The sequence below is a fragment of the Burkholderia sp. YIM B11467 genome, assembly GCF_052952715.1.
This window is the reverse complement of record NZ_JBQVSQ010000009.1, coordinates 1-16840: the sequence shown is the minus strand read 5'-3', so window position 1 is coordinate 16840 and position 16840 is coordinate 1. Positions and strand designations below refer to the sequence as shown.

Sequence of the window (16840 nt, the reverse complement as noted above, 5' to 3'; positions counted from 1 at the left end):
TTCGTTTTCTACCGGTTGAGGCGGCTTCCATGCAGATCCATTTCACGAACGAGAAGCCCGAGTATTCGGGGCGCGACCTGATGCTTGCGTTCACGGCGATGGTCAATGGCGAGCGCGTCCAATGTCAGATCACCGCCGAGGCGCTGGAAGATCACTTCGGCGCGGCATCGCCGCGTTTCGAGGACATGGTCGGTGCATTCGACCAGCACCGCGATCGCATCGAGGCGGCCGCGCGGCGCCTGCTGTCGGAAACACGCGCGCAATGCGTGACGCTGCGCAGCGGTTACGTGCGCTTCTACGAGGCCAACTGGCGCTGACGAAACGACACTCGACTGGCGGCGCGCGTCGCGGACAATGCGCGCGCGGAGACGTTGCCGTCCATGCAATGCCGTTCGGCGGAACCGGGCGGCATTTTCGTATGCGGGCCGCGCCGGCTGCTTGTGCGTCGGCATGATCGGACTCGCCGGTTCGTGAGGATCGCGTAGGAAATCACGCGGCAATAAAAAACGCCACCCTAGGGGTGGCGTTTTCCGTCACGCAGCGTGCCGCCGCGCTTCGATCACTCGCTGCCGAGATAGAAGAAGCGGAACAGGAACACGGCCGCGATGACCCACACGATCGGCTTGACCGTGCGGGCCTGGCCCGTCAGCAGCTTGAGGCCGCCGTACGAGATGAAGCCGAACGCGACACCGTTCGCGATCGAGTACGTGAACGGCATCAGCAGCGCGGTCAGCGCGGCCGGCACGGCTTCCGTTGCGTCGTCCCACGGCACCTCGACCATCTCGCGCAGCATCAGGCACGACACGTACAGCAGCGCGGGCGCGGTTGCGTACGCCGGCACGACGCCGGCGAGCGGTGCGATGAACAGACACGCGAGGAACAGCACGGCGACGGTCAGCGCGGTCATGCCCGTGCGGCCGCCGGCCTGCACGCCCGATGCGCTTTCGATATACGCGGTGGTCGACGACGTGCCGAGCACCGAGCCCGCGACGATCGCCGTGCTGTCGGCGAGCAGCGCCTTGTTCAGGCGGTTCATCTTGCCTTCGACGAGCAGGCCCGCGCGATTCGCGACGCCCATCAGCGTGCCCGTCGCGTCGAACAGCTCGACGAGGAAGAACACGAGGATCACGTTGATGATGCCGGTCGACAGCGCGGCGCGGATGTCGAGCTTGAACAGCGTCGCGTCGATCGACGGCGGCGCGGAGAACACGCCGTGGAACTGGTTGTCGCCGAAGAAGAACGACAGGATCGTGACGCCGATGATGCCGATCAGGATCGCGCCGCGCACGCGCAGGTGGTCGAGCGTGACGATCGTGAAGAAGCCGACGATCGCGAGGATCGTGTCGTGCTTGTGCAGGTCGCCGAGCGTGACGAGCGTGGCCGGGTTGCCGACGATCACGCCGGACGTCTTCAGCGAGATGATGCCGAGGAACAGGCCGATACCCGCGGTGATGGATATCCGCAGCGATTTCGGAATGCCGTTGACGATCGCCTCGCGCACGCGGAACAGCGTGACGAGCAGGAACAGGCAGCCCGAGATGAACACGGCGCCGAGCGCGGCCTGCCACGTGAAGCCCATGCCCTTGACCACCGTGTACGCGAAATACGCGTTCAGGCCCATGCCGGGCGCGCAGGCGATCGGGTAGTTCGCGTACAGCCCCATGATGATCGACGCCAGCGCCGCGACGAGGCAGGTCGCGACGAACACGGATTCCTTCGGCATGCCGGCGTCGCCGAGGATCGCGGGGTTGACGAAGATGATGTAGGCCATCGTCAGGAACGTGGTGACGCCCGCGAGTATTTCAGTGCGGAAGTCGGTGCCGGCTTCAGCGAAGCCGAAATACCGCTTGATGGATTCCATGAAGGCGTTTCTCCGGTCGGGTTGTCGTGTTGCTTGTTGTGCCGAATTGTTGTAAAGGCAGCGCGCGGCCGGCTAACTGTAACCAGCCACTATTGCCCGGCTATCGGCGGATTGTAATAGCGCGGATAGCTCGGACGATATAGTTGGGGGCATGATCGGCTGCCTGCGCGCGAACGGTCTGGCAGCCCGGCCGCGCGGCGAAGGCGCGCATTTTACCGGTTCGGACGGAACGAGCCGTCGGAAACGGTAGAAACGGCGTGAGGGGAAGCAGGAAGAAAGGGTGAAGCAGGCCGATGCGTGCGCAACGGCGCGCCGACCGCATCGTGCGTGGTGGGCGATGACATCCGACTGAAACGGAGTGCCCGCATGCTGCACGAACGCGGTGCAGGCGTCGCATGCGTGGCCGGTGCGGATGCACGGCGCCGTGCAGCGGCCATTCGTCAGTCCAGGCGGTTTCAGATATCGGGCTATCGTGCGCCGAAGCCGTCCCGTCCGCAACTGTCATATCGCGATGCGGGGGCGACTGTGGTTTCTGTGTAAAAGATTGCAAGACCCCATCGCGTAAACCGGCAAGTCTTTCTAGGATAGATACACCGCGCATGCACACGCCGGCCGGTAATTGCCGACGCGGGGGAGTCGCAGTCCGTGCAGGCCAGGCGGTGAATGGCGGTCAAGGCCGTTGCGCGTTCGGGCAGGCACGGCCGATTGCGATTGCCCGATGCGGGTTCGTCCGTAATCACGGAGGTCAGCATGTTGAACTGGATCAGCCGTTGGGCGATGCGACACGCCCCCACGCCGGAAAAAACCGCTGCGTCGATGCTTGTGACGGCGCGCATGGAACTGTTCTCAGCCGAACAGCGCGTCATCGATGCGAAATTACAGGCGGATTACTGGCGCGCACGTGTGTCATTTCTCGAAGAGGTGCAGAAGCAAGGCATCGATCCGTGGGTGACCTCGCAGGCTTCGCAACGATCCGAGCTCGATTCAACTCCCCGAAGCACGGGCCCGCGTCTCGCCGCCAGCACCTGATGCACCTGATGTATCCGGTGGCTGCGCACGGCGCGCGATCGCTCGCGGCACGCACCGGCGTGCCGCGTCATTCGATGCGCACCTGCGGCGCGTTGCGCCGCGGGTGCGTCCGTTTCCGGTCGCGACCGTTCCGCGTCTCGCGTGCGTGACGGCGCGTCGCGCATCCACTTGCTTATCCACTTCTTCGCCATACCCCGACGAGCCAACGTTGCACTTGCGCGAGCGTGCGTCTGAACCGCTCGCCACGCCGCACGTAGGCGGTCGTGATCGACGCTTCGGCCGGTCCGTCGCCATCGGTGCCGAGCCAGATGCGGTCGCCGCGTGCGATGCGCAGCACGTCGCCGGGCCGCACCCAGTAATCGTCGACGCTCGGCGGGCGCGTGATCCACAGCGCCGCGTCGTGCGCGCGGATCTCCGCGTCTTGCGGCGCACGCCAGGTCATCGTCGTGCGCGGTGCGACCGCGAAACGGATCACGACAGTCGGTAACGCGATCGTGCCGGCACGGCGCCGATCGGGACGGTCAAACAGCGAGCTTGCCTGGTCCATCGTCTTCTCCATTGATTGAGCCGGAGGACGGATGGCGCGCACCAGAACAAAAAGGCCTCATCCGTTTCCGGTGAGGCCTTGTGTGACATGCGGTACTGCTCGAATGCTAACGCACAAGCGCCTCCCGTGATCCATTCTTTCGAATGTTCACCGGGCAATGATTCGCGATGGCGATGAGCTTGTACGTAGGCATGCGAACGAGTTTGTCGCCGCGGTGCGGCGTTGTCAATGACAATTTTCAAGATATGCGCGGAGAGTCGTCGCCGCGCGCCTTCGGTGTTGCGTGATGTCGCCGCGCACCCGGATCGCGTGCGCGGCGACGCGTTCGTCATGCGCGACTTCGACATCGTCCGCGCAGCATGCCGCGCATCCATTCGAGCGCACGCTGACGCCACGCGTCGCGCTTCATCGCGTACGCGGTCGTGATCGACGCCTCGGCCGGCCGGTCGTCGTCGGTGCTCATCCAGATGCGATCGCCGCGCCGCACGCGCAGCACGTCGCCGGTGCGTATCCAGTAATCGTCGACGCTGCCGATGCGCGTGATCCACAGCGTCGCGTCGTGCACACGGATCTCGGCGTCGCGCTGCGCGCGCCACGTCAGTACCTTGCGCGGCGCGACCGTGAAATGCATCGTGACGCGCGGCAACGCGATCGAGTCGGTGCGGCATCGATCGGGGCAAACAATCAGGCGGCTTGCTTGGTCCATCGTCATCTCCATCCGTTGAGCCGGGCAGGATGACGCGCACCAGAACAAAAAGGCCTCATCCGTTTCCGGCGAGGCCTTGTGACATGCGTGTCTGAATCTCGATGCTAACGCACAAGCGCCCCCGGTGATCGCCCCGCATGGGCGTTCACTGGTGTTTTATGCGCGATGGCGACGGGCTTGAGCATAGGCATGCGAACGAGTGTGTCGTGGCAGCGCTACGATGTCAACGGCAATTTCGAGATGCGTGGCGGTTACGCGTCGCGCTGCGCGAGCCCGTTCACGAGCAGTTCGGACAGCAGGCCCGTCATCCCGTCCGGATGCGTTGCCGCACGCGTCTTCAGCTGTTCGACGAGTTCGGCGTTGAGCTTGCACGCGAACGGCACGAGCCCCTGTTCCTGGTCGAGCTTGCGCTGCGCACGGCGGTCGAGCTTTGCCGCGTCCTCGGCGCCCTTGCCGAAACGGGCGGCGCCCGACTGCTTCATCGCTTGCGTCAGCTTGAGCGCCTTGTTCTTTTCGAGATCGGTTTTCTTCATGGCCATCGCGGCACCTCCGGGAAATGAAGCCGCGATTGTACGCATTTCGGCGGGCGCCGCCCGCCGCGCGCCCAAGAAACCCGGTTACGCCCCCTTCGTCGTGCCCCAGTTGCCGCCGTGCGCGGCCGCCTGCGCGGCCGGCGAGCGCGCGAGGTAGTCGAGCGCCTGTTCGGTCGAGCCCTCGTGGTGCGGCGTATAGCTCGGCTTGTAATAACGCAGCGCCGCACCGATCACCTTCCAGAACGACGGCAGGTGCCCGCGCCGCGAACCCTGCCACCACGCGCGCACGAAACCCGGATAACGGCCGGCCGCCGGGTCGCGCTGGTACATGAACTTCGCGCCCGTCGTGATGTAGTAGAGCAGCAGCAGGATCACGAACGTCATGTGCACGCAGCGTTCCGCATAGTTGCCGCCCAGGTGCCGGTAGATGTCGAACGCGACGGTGCGGTGCTCGACTTCCTCGGCGCCGTGCCAGCGCAGCAGGTCGACCATCGTCGGGTCGGCCTTTCCTTCGTCGAGCCCGTGCGCGTTGAGTACCCAGTTGCCGAGATAACCGAAGAAATGCTCGAGCGACGCGATCACCGCGAGCTGCTGCCGCAGCCAGAAGCGCGTATGGCCGATCTTCAGCCCGAGCGGTTGTTCGCCGAGCACGCGCGTGAACAGCCGGTTGAGCTTCTGCGTGAACGGCTTCGTGTCGATGCCGTGCCGGTCGTAGTAGTGCTTGAGCACGCCGCCGTGCGAACGCGAATGCACGGCTTCCTGCCGCAGGAAGCCTTCGGCCTCGTCGCGCAGGCGTGCATCGGTGATCAGCGGCAGCGCCTTGTTGTACACGCGGCAGAACCACAGCTCGCCTTCCGGGAACAGCAGGTTCAGCGTGTTGATGATGTGCGTGCTGCCCGGGTCGTTCGGCACCCACGTGATCGGCGTGTCGCTGAAGTCGAACTTCACGTGCCGGGCCTTGATCTTGTGGTAGTCGGCGGTTGCGGTCATCTGTGTCTCCCTGTGCGGCGTCGTGCGCCGTCAATGCGATGCCATGCTGACGCGGGCAATCATCCGGCCGAGCCACGGCATGAAGCGGCCGACGAAGCGCATCGCGTGCGCTTCGCCGCCGACCGCGACGACGGGGCGGTTGCGCAGCACGCCGTCGACCATCGCCTGCGCGACGGTTTCGGGCTTCAGGCCACGCATCTGGTACAGCTTCGTCGCGCGCTTGCGCAGCCGCGCTTCGTCCTGCGCGTTGGCGCCCGCGTATTGCGTCGACGCCATGATTCCGGTTTCCGCGAAGCCGGGGCACACGGCCGTCACGCCGATCCCTTGCTCCGCGAGTTCCGCGCGCATGCATTCGCTGAGCATCAGCACGGCGGCCTTGGTCGTCGCATAGGCCGGCAGGTCGCGTGAAGGCCCGAACGCGGCGGCCGACGCGGTGTTGACGATGTGGCCGCCGCTGCCGCGCGCGGCCATCTGCTGCGCGAACAGCCGCGAGCCGTGGATCACGCCCCACAGGTTCACGTGCAGGATGCGCTCCCAGTGCCGCGTGCTCGTGTCGAGGATGCCGCCGGCCATGCCGATGCCCGCGTTGTTGATCACGACGTCCGCGCCGCCGAGTGCGTTGCCGACCCACGCCGCGAGCGCTTCCATTTCGTCTGCGGAGCCGACGTCGACGCGTTTCGCGTGGGCCTGCGCGCCGGTCAGCCCGATCAGCAGCGCGGTGCGCTCGGCGCTCGCGAGATCGATGTCGCACGCGACGATCGTCGCGCCTTCGCGTGCGAACGCGAGGGCCGCGCAACGGCCGATGCCGCTGCCCGCGCCGGTGACGACCGCGACCTTGCCGCTGAAGCGCCCGCTCGTCGCGCGGCGGCGCGCGTTCGCGAGCGCGGGCGGTTCGGTGCCCGATTCGACCGCGTCGATCAGTTGTTCGGCGAGGCCCGCGAAGCGCGCGGGATCGGCGAGCGGCAGCCAGTGGCCGGCCGCGACCTCGCGCCGGTAGTACTGCGGCACCCAGCGCGACAGGTTCTCGGACAGCGCGGGGCTCACGTACTTGTCGCCGAGCGGCACGATGGTCTGCACGGGCGCATGCGCGTAGCGTTCGCGCGGCGCGAACAGGCAGCGGATGAAGTTCGCGCGATAGAGGCGCACGCCGCGCGCGCCGTCGTCGGCCTGCGTCGGGCGCGACGCGACGGGCGTCTTCTCGATCCGGCGCAGCAGGCCCGGCCATGCGCGGCCGAGCCACAGCCGCCAGCCGAGCTCGGGGATGAACGGCAGGTGGAACAGGTACACGTACCACGAGCGCACGAGCTGGCCGCCGAGCTTGGCCAGCGAGGCGGGCGTCGGGCGCAGCACGCGTTCGCGCAGCCAGAAGCCGACGTGGTCGAGGCAGGGCCCCGAGCACGACGTGTACGACGCGATGCGGCCGGCCAGGCGCGGATCGGTGACGAATTCCCAGCCCTGGATCGAGCCCCAGTCGTGCGCGATCAGGTGCACCGCGCGGCCGGGGCAGAGCGCGTCGATCACCGCGATGAAGTCGTCGGTCAGCTTCGCGAGATGGTAGTCGGCCGTGCGTTTCGGCACGCCGGACAGGCCCGCGCCGCGCACGTCGTACGCGATCACGTAGTGCTTGCGCGCGAGCAGCGGCGCGACCTGCTGCCAGACGCTGCTGTCGTCGGGATAGCCGTGCACGAGCACGACCGGCGAGCGGGCCGGGTCGCCCCAGGTCCTGATCGCGAGCGTCAGGTCGCCGGAGGCGACCGCCGTCTCGCTATGAACCGATTCGAACAGGGCCAGCGGCGCTTCGTCGGAAAGAGGCTGCATCGTGAGTCCGTCGTTCAGGGATTCGGGAGGAAACGCGCGGGTGCGTCAGGCGGCGGCCGGCACGGTCGCGACGGCCTGCGTGCGCTCGGCCTGGCGGCGCTGCCAGCGGCGCACGTGCGGCAGGTCGTCGTCGAGCCAGTACGCATCGTCGTCGGTGATCACGAGCAGCTCTTCGAATTTCGCGCCGACGCCGGCGAAACCGAGATGCGGCTCGACGGCCCACAGGCCCGGCACGGGCGCATGCTCGGAGCGGCGGTCGATCGACCACAGCGGCGACCAGCCCTGCTGCTTCGCCGCGCGGCCCTGGTCGAGCAGCAGGTTGCGCGTCGCGTTCAGCCCGAAGCGCGCGACGAAGCGCGGCGTCGACAGCTTGTGGATCTTCGCGACGCGATGCGCGAGCACCTTGAACGGATAGGCCTTGTGGCGAGGCTCGACGCCCTGGCGGCGGCACAGCGCATCGACTGCCTGCGCGACCTCGGCCATCGACCGGCGCTCCTTCACGAGCCGCACGATCATGTCGCGATGGTCCATCAGGTCGTCCTGCAGCTGTTCGAGGATCGGGTTGTCGCCGAGACAGTGCGCGTAGCCGACGTCCGCGACGATGCCGTCGAGCACGGGCGCGACGTCGAGGATCACCGGCATGTCGGTCTCGAGCTGCCGGTTGCTCGGGAAGAACGCGAGATTGAAGCCGCCCATGTGCTTGAGGCCCGAGAAGCCCTCGAACGCGGTGCGGTCGCCGAACCACGCGAACGGCTTGTGCAGCCAGTCGTGCACGCCGTTGTCCTGCAGCCATTCGGTCAGCAGGCGCGCGGCCTCCTTCTCGGTGATGCCGGGGTAGAGCATCGCGCCGACGGTTTCGACACAGCGGTAGGCAAGCTGCTGGACCGCGCGGAATTGCGGCAGCTCGTCGAGGTGGACTTCCGGCAGCGGGTGGTCGGCCATGATGCGTCTCCAATCGGGCGCTGTCCGGAACGCACCCCCGGCGTCGCCGTCGCGGGTTATTCAGTCAGCATTTAATGTGTCATTGAGTGATGTAACGATCATAGCCGGTTCGGCGTGGCACGCCATCCCCCGCGGGTGAGGATTTGTCCTAATGCAGGGCCGAAATGGAGGGGAGCCTCTAGGTTTACGAGGATTGGGGCCGGATGGCCGCGCGCGCGGCCGCGTTGTGGCGACCCGGCATGTCGCGCCGGATCAAGTCCCCGTCGCGTCGCAATGTGACGTTGTCAAATTGACGAAATAATTTCGTCACATCATTCGCCCCCAATTCGAAGCCGCCCCGGCTTCGCGGCGGCGCCGAGCCGCCGGTGCGTCGCACGGGGTGGCGACCGAAGCCGATTCGACATTATTTCCACGGAGAGAGACCATGCAACGCCGCAAGTTCATGAATACCCTTGCCGCGGCGACCGCTGCGACGTCGCTGATGTTCAAGGCCGGCACGGCCGACGCGAAGAGCACAACCGCCCCCGATGCGCTGGACCCGGGCCGCTGGTCGCCGTTCAACGCCGCGCGCCTGCAGGCGGTGCTTGACCAGCATGGCGTCGCGAGTGCGCGCTACGACGAAAAGCGCCGCCCGTACGCGGTGTTCGACTGGGACAACACGTGCATCATGAACGACTGCGAAGAGGCGTTGCTGATGTACCAGATCAACCATCTGCAGTACAAGCTGACGCCGGACGAATTCGTCGACGTGATGTGGAAGGACGTGCCGAAGGGCGCGTTCATGAAGGACTACACGACGACCGATGGCAAGCCGGTGACGATGGAAAACCTCGCCGCCGACGTCGAATCCGACTATCGCTGGCTGTACGCGAACTACACGGGCTTCGGCGGCAGCAAGAGCCTCGACGAGATTCGCGAAACCGACCAGTTCAAGGATTTCCGCGCGAAGCTGTACTTCATGTACGACGCGATTTGCGACACGCATCCGCTCGAGGTCGGCTACAAGTGGATCATCTACTTCTACAAGAACATGACGACCGCCGAGCTGCAGGCGATGGCGGAAGCGTCGGACAACTACGGCATCGGCGACGCGCTGCGCAAGGTCCGCTACGAAAGCCCGAAGACGCTGCCGGGCAAGGCCGGCGTGGTGGCCGACACGCATTTCCACGGCATCCGCATTCATGAGGAAATCCGCGCGGTGATGCACACGCTGCGCGCGAATGGAATCGACGTGTACGTGAGCACCGCGTCGCTCGACGACGTCGTGCGCGTGTTCGCCGGCAATCCGAACTATGGCTACGGCGTGCCGCCCGAAAACGTGATCGGCCTGCGTCTCGACATGCGCGACGGCAAGTACACGAGCACGTACCCGGCCGGCTGGCATTTCAACTGGGGGCCCGGCAAGACGGTGGGCATCCGCAACGTGCTCGAATCGAAGAAGGGTTATGGCCCGCTGCTGGTGTTCGGCGACAGCGACGGCGACGCGTGGATGCTGCGCGACTTCAAGGACACCGCGGCCGGCGTGATCGTGAACCGGATGAAGAAGGGCGAGATCGGCGCGGACAGCAAGCTCGCGGCCGAGCAGATCGGCAAGTCGGACGCGCGTTTCCTGCTGCAGGGCCGCGACGAGCACACGGGCCTGATGATCCCGGACGAGAAGTCGATCAAGTACGGCAAGACCGAGCGCAAGCTGCTGGCCTGACGTGTGTCGGGCGCCGGGCTGTCGTGGTCTGGCGTCCAGCGGGATAGATGGCGGCGCCGCGCGGCTCAGTGTTCGCGCGGCTTGCCCAACCGATCCAGCAACGCCCCCAGCAGATCGATCGGCAGCGGAAACACGATCGTCGAATTCTTGTCCGCCGCGATCGTCGTTAGCGTCTGCAGGTAGCGCAGCTGCATCGCCTGCGGCTCCTGCGCGAGCTTTTGCGCGGCCTGCAGCAGCTTCTCCGACGCCTGCAGTTCGCCTTCCGCATGAATCACCTTCGCGCGCCGTTCGCGCTCGGCCTCGGCCTGCCGCGCGATCGCACGCACCATCGTCTCGTTCAGGTCGACGTGCTTGATCTCGACCGTCGACACCTTGATCCCCCACGCGTCGGTCTGCGCGTCGAGCGTCTTCTGGATGTCGGCGTTGAGCTGTTCGCGCTCGGCCAGCAGCGCATCGAGCTCGTGCTTGCCGAGCACCGATCGCAGCGTCGTCTGCGACAGCTGGCTCGTCGCGTCGAAGAAGCGCGCGACCTGGATCACGGCCTTCTCCGGATCGACGACGCGGAAATACACGACCGCATTGACCTTCACCGACACGTTGTCGCGCGTGATCACGTCCTGCGGCGGCACGTCGAACACGACGGTGCGCAGGTCGATCCGCACGACCTGCTGGACGATCGGAATGATCAGTACGAGCCCCGGCCCCTTCACTTTCCAGAACCGGCCGAGCATGAACACGACGCCGCGCTCGTACTCGCGGAAGATGCGGATCGACGACGCGACGAGCACCACGACGAAGACGATCAGGACACTGCTGAAGCCGAAGGTGTAGCCCATCATGTTGATGCTCCCTGGTGTTGTTGTTCTGGCGCGGGTACATCGTAGAGCGGCGCGACGGTGAGCAGCAGGCCGTGGCGGCCGGTGACGCGTACGCGGCAGCCCGCGGCGAGCGGCACGCTGCTCGCGACGCGCCAGCGCTCGCCATGCACGCGCGCCCAGCCCGCGGCCGATGGCGCGGGGCCGGCCGCACCGTGCGGCTGGTCGGCGAGCAAGCCGTCGTCGAGCACTTCGCCGATGCTGCCGACCATCGCTTCGGCGCCGGTCACGACCGGGCGCCGCCGCGCACGCAGCGCGACGCTCGACACGCCCGCGACGAGCAGCCCGCCGCCGAGCGCAAGGCTCGCGATCACGGGCCACGGAATGCCGTAGCCGGGCACGTCGGTGTCGATCAGCATCAGCGCGCCGATCGTGAACGACACGATCCCGCCGAAACCGAGCACGCCGAAGGTCGGCAGGAACGCCTCGGCGACGAGGCAGCCGAGACCGAGCAGCACGAGGCCGAGGCCCGCATAGCTGATCGGCAGCAATTGCATCGCGAACAGCCCGACCAGCAGGCAGATCGTGCCGACGACGCCCGGCAGCACGAAGCCGGGGTTCGCGAATTCGAAGAACAGCCCGTAGATGCCGATCGTCAGCAGGATCAGCGCGACATTCGGATCGGTGATGATCGACAGGAAGCGGCTGCGCCAGTCGGGTTCGACCACGACGAGCGGCGCATGCGCGGTCGCGAGTCGCAGCGTGCCGGCGGTGGTCGTCGCGCTATGGCCGTCGAGCTGGCGCGCGAGGTCGGCCGGATCCAGCGCGATCAGGTCGACGACGTGTTGCGCGCGCGCCTCGTTCGCCGACAGGCTGACGGCTTCGCGCACCGCGCGCTCGGCCCATTCGGCATTGCGCCCGCGCAATTGCGCGAGGCCGCGGATGTACGCGGCGGCGTCCTGGGTCGCCTTGCGGATTTCGGTCGACTGCGTGTCGTTCGGCAGCGCGACCGGCGTGGCGGGCGTAGCGGAAGGGTTCGATGCGCCCGAACCGCCCGGCGGCGGCCGCGGCGTAGCCGGGTTCGCGCCCGGCGCGCCGCCGCCGATGCCGAACTGCACGGGTGACGCCGCGCCGAGATTGGTGCCGGGCGCCATCGCCGCGAAGTGGCTGGCGTAGACGATGTAGGTGCCGGCGCTGGCGGCCCGTGCCCCGCCGGGCGCGACGAACGCGGCGACCGGCACCGGCGAGCCGAGGATGGCCTTGATGATCTGCCGCATCGACGTGTCGAGGCCGCCGGGCGTGTCGAGCTGCAGGATCGCGAGCGGCGCGTGCTCGCGTGCCGCGCGTTCCAGCGAACGAACGATGAAATCGGCGCTGGCCGGCCCGATCGCGCCGTTGATGGGGATCACGACGACGGGATACGCGCCTGCCGGGGCAGCGGCGGGCGGCGGCGCGGCGACGGCCGCGCATACGACGAGCAGCGCCGCGAACAGCGCGGCGCGTGCGACCCGCGCGGACAGCGGGTGACGGGGGCGGCCGCCAGGCGCGGCAAGCGCCGGCGGCGGCTCATGACGGTGAAAGCGCATCGGGGCGTCCGGGCGGCGCGCGGCCGCGCGCCGCCTGGCTCGCGGAAAGGGCGTTGGCCCGATGCTTAAAGATTAGGCGGTTTCGACGCAAAGCGCGAAACCGGGGCCGTTGGGACCGGATTCAGACCGAGCCGCCGCCCCGTGCGAGCACCTCGTCGCGATAGTCGGCCGGACTGCGCCCGCTCCATTTGCGAAACGCACGGTAGAACGCGCTCGGCTCCGCGAAACCGGTTGCAGCCGCGACGTCGGCGATCGTGCGCGCGGGGTCGGCCAGCGCCTCGAACGCGAGATCGCGCCGCAGCGTGTCCTTGATCGACTGGTACGCGTGGCCTTCCTGGTGCAGCTTGCGGCGCAGCGTGGCCTCGGCCACGTGCAGCCGCGCGGCCATCCCGCCCGCGCCCGGCCACGCGGCGGGCGGCATCCCGCGCAGCACCGCGCGCACCCGCTGCGCGAGCGCGTTCGGGTTGCGGTACTTGACGATGAAGCTCGCCGGCGCGTTGCGCAGGAACGTCTTCAGCGTCTTCGTGTTCTGCACGACCGGCAGCGTCGCGAATTCGGGATCGAAATCGACATACGAATCGGGTTCGTTGAAGCGCATGTCGTCGCAGAACATCGACGGGTATTCGTGGTCGGCGGGCGGCGTGTCGCAGCGGAAGCTCGCATGCAGCAGCGGGATGCGCCGCCCGATCAGCCAGCAGGTGAGCCCGTAGACGATGATGAAATAGGTCGCGTACGTGAACATCGCGGGCGTCGCGCCGGTGTTGCGGTGCACGAAGCGCAGCCGCACGCGCTGCGGGTTCGCGTCGAGCTCCGCGTGCAGGTCGTCGAGCACGCAGTGCATGAAATTCACCGCGCGCGCCATCGCGTGCAGCCCGTCGCGCGCGGACAGCGCGGCCTGGCTCATCGCGATGAAGCTGCCGCTGCGCATCGGGTGGCGATCCTGCCCGAAAAACTCGTCGTCGAGCGCGCGCGCGATCGCGTTCCACAGCGCGCCGTATTGCTGCGCGGACACGCGAGCGCGCGGCTGCCCGAGCAGCGCGGCCGCGATGCCGGCCTGCGCGAGCAGCGGCTCGGCCGCGACGCCGCGCCGGGTGGCGAGCGCGACGCTGTAAGCGACGAGGCTGATCGCGACGGTTCCCTTGTCTTCCTGCTTCATCATGCCGCCGGTGTGGCAAAAACGCTCAGTGTAAATGAGCGACGCGAGCATCGAACAGTCGCGCGCGCTTGCCTACACTTGTTGCATCGAAACGCAAGGACGGTCGCGCCCGGCGGCCGCGGGAGACAGCAGCACCATGGACGAGCTTTACACCGAAGACCAGCGGATGATTCGCGATGCCGCGCGCGCTTTTGCCACCGAGGTGCTGGCGCCGAACGCCGCGCAGTGGGACCACGACGCGCAGTTGCCCGACGCCGTCGTCGCGCAGCTCGGCGAGCTTGGCCTGCTCGGGATGATCGTGCCGCAGGAGCTGGGCGGCTCGTATACGGACTACGTCGCGTATGCGCTGGCGATGGAGGAGATCGCCGCCGGCGACGCCGCGTGCGCGACGCTGATGAGCGTGCACAACTCGGTCGGCTGCGGACCGATCCTCGGTTTCGGCACGCCGGCGCAGAAGGATCGCTGGCTGGCCGACATGGCGTGCGGCCGCGTGATCGGCGCGTTCTGCCTGACCGAGCCGCAGGCCGGCTCCGAGGCGAACAACCTGCGCACGCGCGCGGAGTTGCGCGACGGAAAATGGGTGCTGAACGGCGCGAAGCAGTTCGTGACCAACGGCCAGCGCGCGGGTGTCGCGATCGTTTTTGCCATGACCGACCCGGAGGCCGGCAAGCGCGGCATTTCCGCGTTCCTGGTGCCGACCGACACGCCGGGCTTCATCGTCGGCAAGCCCGAGAAGAAGATGGGCATTCGCGCGTCGGATACGTGCCCGATCACGTTCGAGAACTGCGCGATTCCGGAAGAGAACCTGCTCGGCAATCGCGGCGAAGGGTTGAAGATCGCGCTGTCGAACCTCGAGGGCGGGCGCATCGGCATCGCCGCGCAGGCGCTCGGCATCGCGCGCGCGGCGTTCGACAAGGCGCGTCGTTATGCGGGCGAGCGCGTGCAGTTCGGCAAGCCGATCGCCGAGCATCAGGCGATCCAGCAGAAGCTTGCCGACATGGCCACGCAGATCAACGCCGCGCGCCTGCTCGTGCATCACGCGGCGAAGCTGCGCACGGCCGGGCTGCCGTGCCTGTCGGAAGCGTCGCAGGCGAAGCTGTTCGCGTCCGAGATGGCCGAGCGCGTGTGCACCGACGCGATCCAGATCCACGGCGGTTACGGCTACCTGGTCGATTACGAAGTCGAGCGTCACTATCGCGACGCGCGCATCACGCAGATTTACGAGGGCACCAGCGAAGTGCAGCGGATGGTGATCGCGCGGCAGCTGTGAGCCGTGCCGGCCGTTCCGGCGTCAGTATCACGAAGGGCACGAGGGCAGGGCGGTGAACGCGGCACGCAACGACGTGACCGTGCGCCGCGCAAGAGGGAATCGGGCATGCGCTGCAGCGCGTGCGCCGGTTGACTGCGAGGCATGGAGACTGGAGAAGACGATGACGGTACAGGCATTCCTGGACGCACGCGACTTTCTGCTGCGCCATCGCACCGACTACGAAACCGCCTACCGCGATTTCGAGTGGCCGGTGCTCGATGCGTTCAACTGGGCGCTCGACTACTTCGACCCGATGGCGCGCGGCAACGACCAGCCCGCGCTGTGGATCGTCGACGCGGCGACCGGCACGGGCGATCCGTACTCGTTCGCGCAGATGTCCGAGCGCTCGTCGCGGATCGCGAACTGGTTGCGCTCAATAGGTGTCGTGCGCGGCGACCGGATCCTGCTGATGCTGCCGAACCGTGTCGAGCTGTGGGACGCGATGCTCGCCGCGATGAAGCTCGGCGCGATCGTGCTGCCCGCGACCACGCAACTGTCGCCCGACGACGTGCGCGACCGCGTGCAGATCGGCGGCGCGAAATACGCGATCGTCGACGAGAACGAAACCGCGAAGTTCGAACAACCCGACCTCGGCCTCGCGCAGAAGATCGTCGCCGGCGCGCCGCGCGCGGGCTGGCTCGCGATGAACGACGGCTACGCGGCGAGCGCCGCGTTCGAGCCGGACGCCGTCACGCACGCGGGCGATCCGATGCTGCTGTACTTCACGTCGGGCACGACGTCGAAGCCGAAGCTCGTCGAGCATACGCACCGCACCTATCCGGTCGGCCATCTGTCGACGATGTACTGGGTCGGCCTGCAGCCGGGCGACATCCACTGGAACATCAGCTCGCCGGGCTGGGCGAAGCACGCGTGGAGCTGCTTTTTCGCGCCGTGGAATGCGCAGGCGTGCGTGTTTGCATTCAACTACGCGCGCTTCGAGCCGAAGGTCGTGCTCGATGCGCTCGTCAAATACCAGGTGACGACGCTGTGCGCGCCGCCGACGGTGTGGCGCATGCTCGTCCAGCAGCCGCTTGCGTCGTTCGACGTGAAGCTGCGCGAGATCGTCGGCGCGGGCGAGCCGCTGAATCCCGAGATCATCGAACGCGTGAAGAAGGCGTGGGGCATCGCGATCCGCGACGGCTACGGCCAGACCGAGACGACCTGCCTGATCGGCAACTCGCCGGGCCAGCCGGTCGTCGCGGGCTCGATGGGCCGGCCGTTGCCCGGTTACCGCATCACGCTGCTCGACCCGGACGGCGCGCCCGTCGAAGAGGGCGAGGTCGCGCTGCCGATCGGCGCCGACGTCACGCGCCCGGTGGGGCTGATGACCGGCTACGCGAACAACCCCGACGCGACGGCCTACGCGATGCGCGACGGCCACTACCGGACGTCGGACATCGCGATGCGCCGCGATGACGGTTATTACGTGTATATCGGCCGCGCGGACGACGTGTTCAAGTCGTCCGACTACCGGCTGAGCCCGTTCGAACTCGAGAGCGTGCTGATCGAGCATCCGGCGATCGCCGAGGCGGCCGTCGTGCCGAGCCCCGACCCCGTGCGGCTGTCGGTGCCGAAGACCTTCATCACGTTGCGGCAGGGCTACGAGGAGAGCCCGGCGCTCGCGCTGGAGATCTTCCGTTTCTCGCGCGAGAAACTCGCGCCGTACAAGCGCATCCGCCGTCTGCAGTTCGCGGAACTGCCGAAGACGATCTCGGGGAAGATCCGCCGCGTCGAGCTGCGCCGCCGCGAGATCGAGCGCGGCGACGACGCGACCGCGCGGATGCCCGGCGAATACTGGGAAGAAGATTTTGCCGCCGAATTGAAATGACCGACCGCGGGGCGCGCG

Annotated in this window: 15 protein-coding genes; 5 read left to right on the top strand and 10 right to left on the bottom strand. The window is 67.4% G+C overall.

What is annotated here, in order from left to right; translation table 11 throughout:
* The first annotated feature begins 29 nt into the window (after nucleotides 1-29).
* Nucleotides 30-317 carry a DUF1488 family protein gene (locus tag ACTRWB_RS27345; protein ID WP_048243539.1) on the top strand — a complete coding sequence of 96 codons (288 nt, stop codon included), beginning with the start codon at nucleotides 30-32 and terminating at the stop codon, nucleotides 315-317.
* 242 nt (nucleotides 318-559) lie between these two features.
* Here ACTRWB_RS27345 and ACTRWB_RS27340 read toward each other — a convergent pair whose 3' ends face one another.
* On the bottom strand, nucleotides 560-1861 hold the full coding sequence (locus tag ACTRWB_RS27340) for an NCS2 family permease (protein ID WP_193099967.1): 1302 nt from the start codon (nucleotides 1859-1861) through the stop codon (nucleotides 560-562).
* A gap of 750 nt (nucleotides 1862-2611) precedes the next feature.
* Between ACTRWB_RS27340 and ACTRWB_RS27335 the strand changes: the two genes are divergently transcribed.
* On the top strand, nucleotides 2612-2890 hold the full coding sequence (locus ACTRWB_RS27335; RefSeq protein ID WP_446903656.1) for a hypothetical protein: 279 nt from the start codon (nucleotides 2612-2614) through the stop codon (nucleotides 2888-2890).
* A gap of 172 nt (nucleotides 2891-3062) precedes the next feature.
* Here the strand turns inward: ACTRWB_RS27335 and ACTRWB_RS27330 are convergent, their stop codons facing one another.
* The 6 genes from ACTRWB_RS27330 to ACTRWB_RS27305 form a co-directional block, all read right to left on the bottom strand.
* Entirely contained in the window at nucleotides 3063-3437 is a 375-nt protein-coding gene (locus ACTRWB_RS27330) for a DUF2917 domain-containing protein (protein ID WP_419688900.1), read from the bottom strand.
* Between the two features lie 328 nt (nucleotides 3438-3765).
* Nucleotides 3766-4143 (bottom strand): DUF2917 domain-containing protein, encoded by a 378-nt coding sequence (locus ACTRWB_RS27325; RefSeq protein ID WP_446903655.1) that lies wholly within the window; start codon nucleotides 4141-4143, stop codon nucleotides 3766-3768.
* Between the two features lie 251 nt (nucleotides 4144-4394).
* Entirely contained in the window at nucleotides 4395-4682 is a 288-nt protein-coding gene (locus ACTRWB_RS27320) for a hypothetical protein (protein ID WP_446903654.1), read from the bottom strand.
* Between the two features lie 78 nt (nucleotides 4683-4760).
* Nucleotides 4761-5666 (bottom strand): metal-dependent hydrolase, encoded by a 906-nt coding sequence (locus ACTRWB_RS27315; RefSeq protein ID WP_446903653.1) that lies wholly within the window; start codon nucleotides 5664-5666, stop codon nucleotides 4761-4763.
* 30 nt (nucleotides 5667-5696) lie between these two features.
* Nucleotides 5697-7484 carry an SDR family oxidoreductase gene (locus ACTRWB_RS27310; protein ID WP_446903652.1) on the bottom strand — a complete coding sequence of 596 codons (1788 nt, stop codon included), beginning with the start codon at nucleotides 7482-7484 and terminating at the stop codon, nucleotides 5697-5699.
* Nucleotides 7485-7529: 45 nt separating this feature from the next.
* Complete coding sequence (locus tag ACTRWB_RS27305; RefSeq protein WP_446903651.1) at nucleotides 7530-8426, bottom strand: M24 family metallopeptidase; 897 nt, start codon at nucleotides 8424-8426, stop codon at nucleotides 7530-7532.
* 424 nt (nucleotides 8427-8850) lie between these two features.
* Between ACTRWB_RS27305 and ACTRWB_RS27300 the strand changes: the two genes are divergently transcribed.
* Nucleotides 8851-10128 (top strand): haloacid dehalogenase-like hydrolase, encoded by a 1278-nt coding sequence (locus ACTRWB_RS27300; RefSeq protein WP_048243565.1) that lies wholly within the window; start codon nucleotides 8851-8853, stop codon nucleotides 10126-10128.
* Nucleotides 10129-10193: 65 nt separating this feature from the next.
* Here the strand turns inward: ACTRWB_RS27300 and ACTRWB_RS27295 are convergent, their stop codons facing one another.
* The 3 genes from ACTRWB_RS27295 to ACTRWB_RS27285 all read right to left on the bottom strand — a co-directional run bounded on the left by ACTRWB_RS27295 (nucleotide 10194) and on the right by ACTRWB_RS27285 (nucleotide 13685).
* A complete protein-coding gene (locus ACTRWB_RS27295) occupies nucleotides 10194-10967 on the bottom strand; it encodes a slipin family protein (protein WP_048243566.1) in 774 nt (257 codons plus the stop codon).
* Nucleotides 10964-12529: an NfeD family protein gene (locus ACTRWB_RS27290; RefSeq protein ID WP_446903650.1), complete on the bottom strand. Its 1566-nt coding sequence runs from the start codon at nucleotides 12527-12529 to the stop codon at nucleotides 10964-10966. Before ACTRWB_RS27290 ends, ACTRWB_RS27295 begins: the two co-directional genes overlap by 4 nt.
* Nucleotides 12530-12650: 121 nt before the next feature.
* The gene (locus ACTRWB_RS27285) at nucleotides 12651-13685 is read right to left on the bottom strand and encodes an AraC family transcriptional regulator (protein ID WP_446903649.1); all 1035 of its coding nucleotides are present in this window, start codon (nucleotides 13683-13685) and stop codon (nucleotides 12651-12653) included.
* Between the two features lie 136 nt (nucleotides 13686-13821).
* Between ACTRWB_RS27285 and ACTRWB_RS27280 the strand changes: the two genes are divergently transcribed.
* Nucleotides 13822-14955, top strand: a complete 1134-nt coding sequence (locus ACTRWB_RS27280; RefSeq protein ID WP_048243653.1) for an acyl-CoA dehydrogenase family protein — start codon at nucleotides 13822-13824, stop codon at nucleotides 14953-14955.
* Between the two features lie 160 nt (nucleotides 14956-15115).
* Nucleotides 15116-16822, top strand: a complete 1707-nt coding sequence (locus tag ACTRWB_RS27275; protein ID WP_048243570.1) for an AMP-binding protein — start codon at nucleotides 15116-15118, stop codon at nucleotides 16820-16822.
* Nucleotides 16823-16840 lie beyond the last annotated feature (18 nt).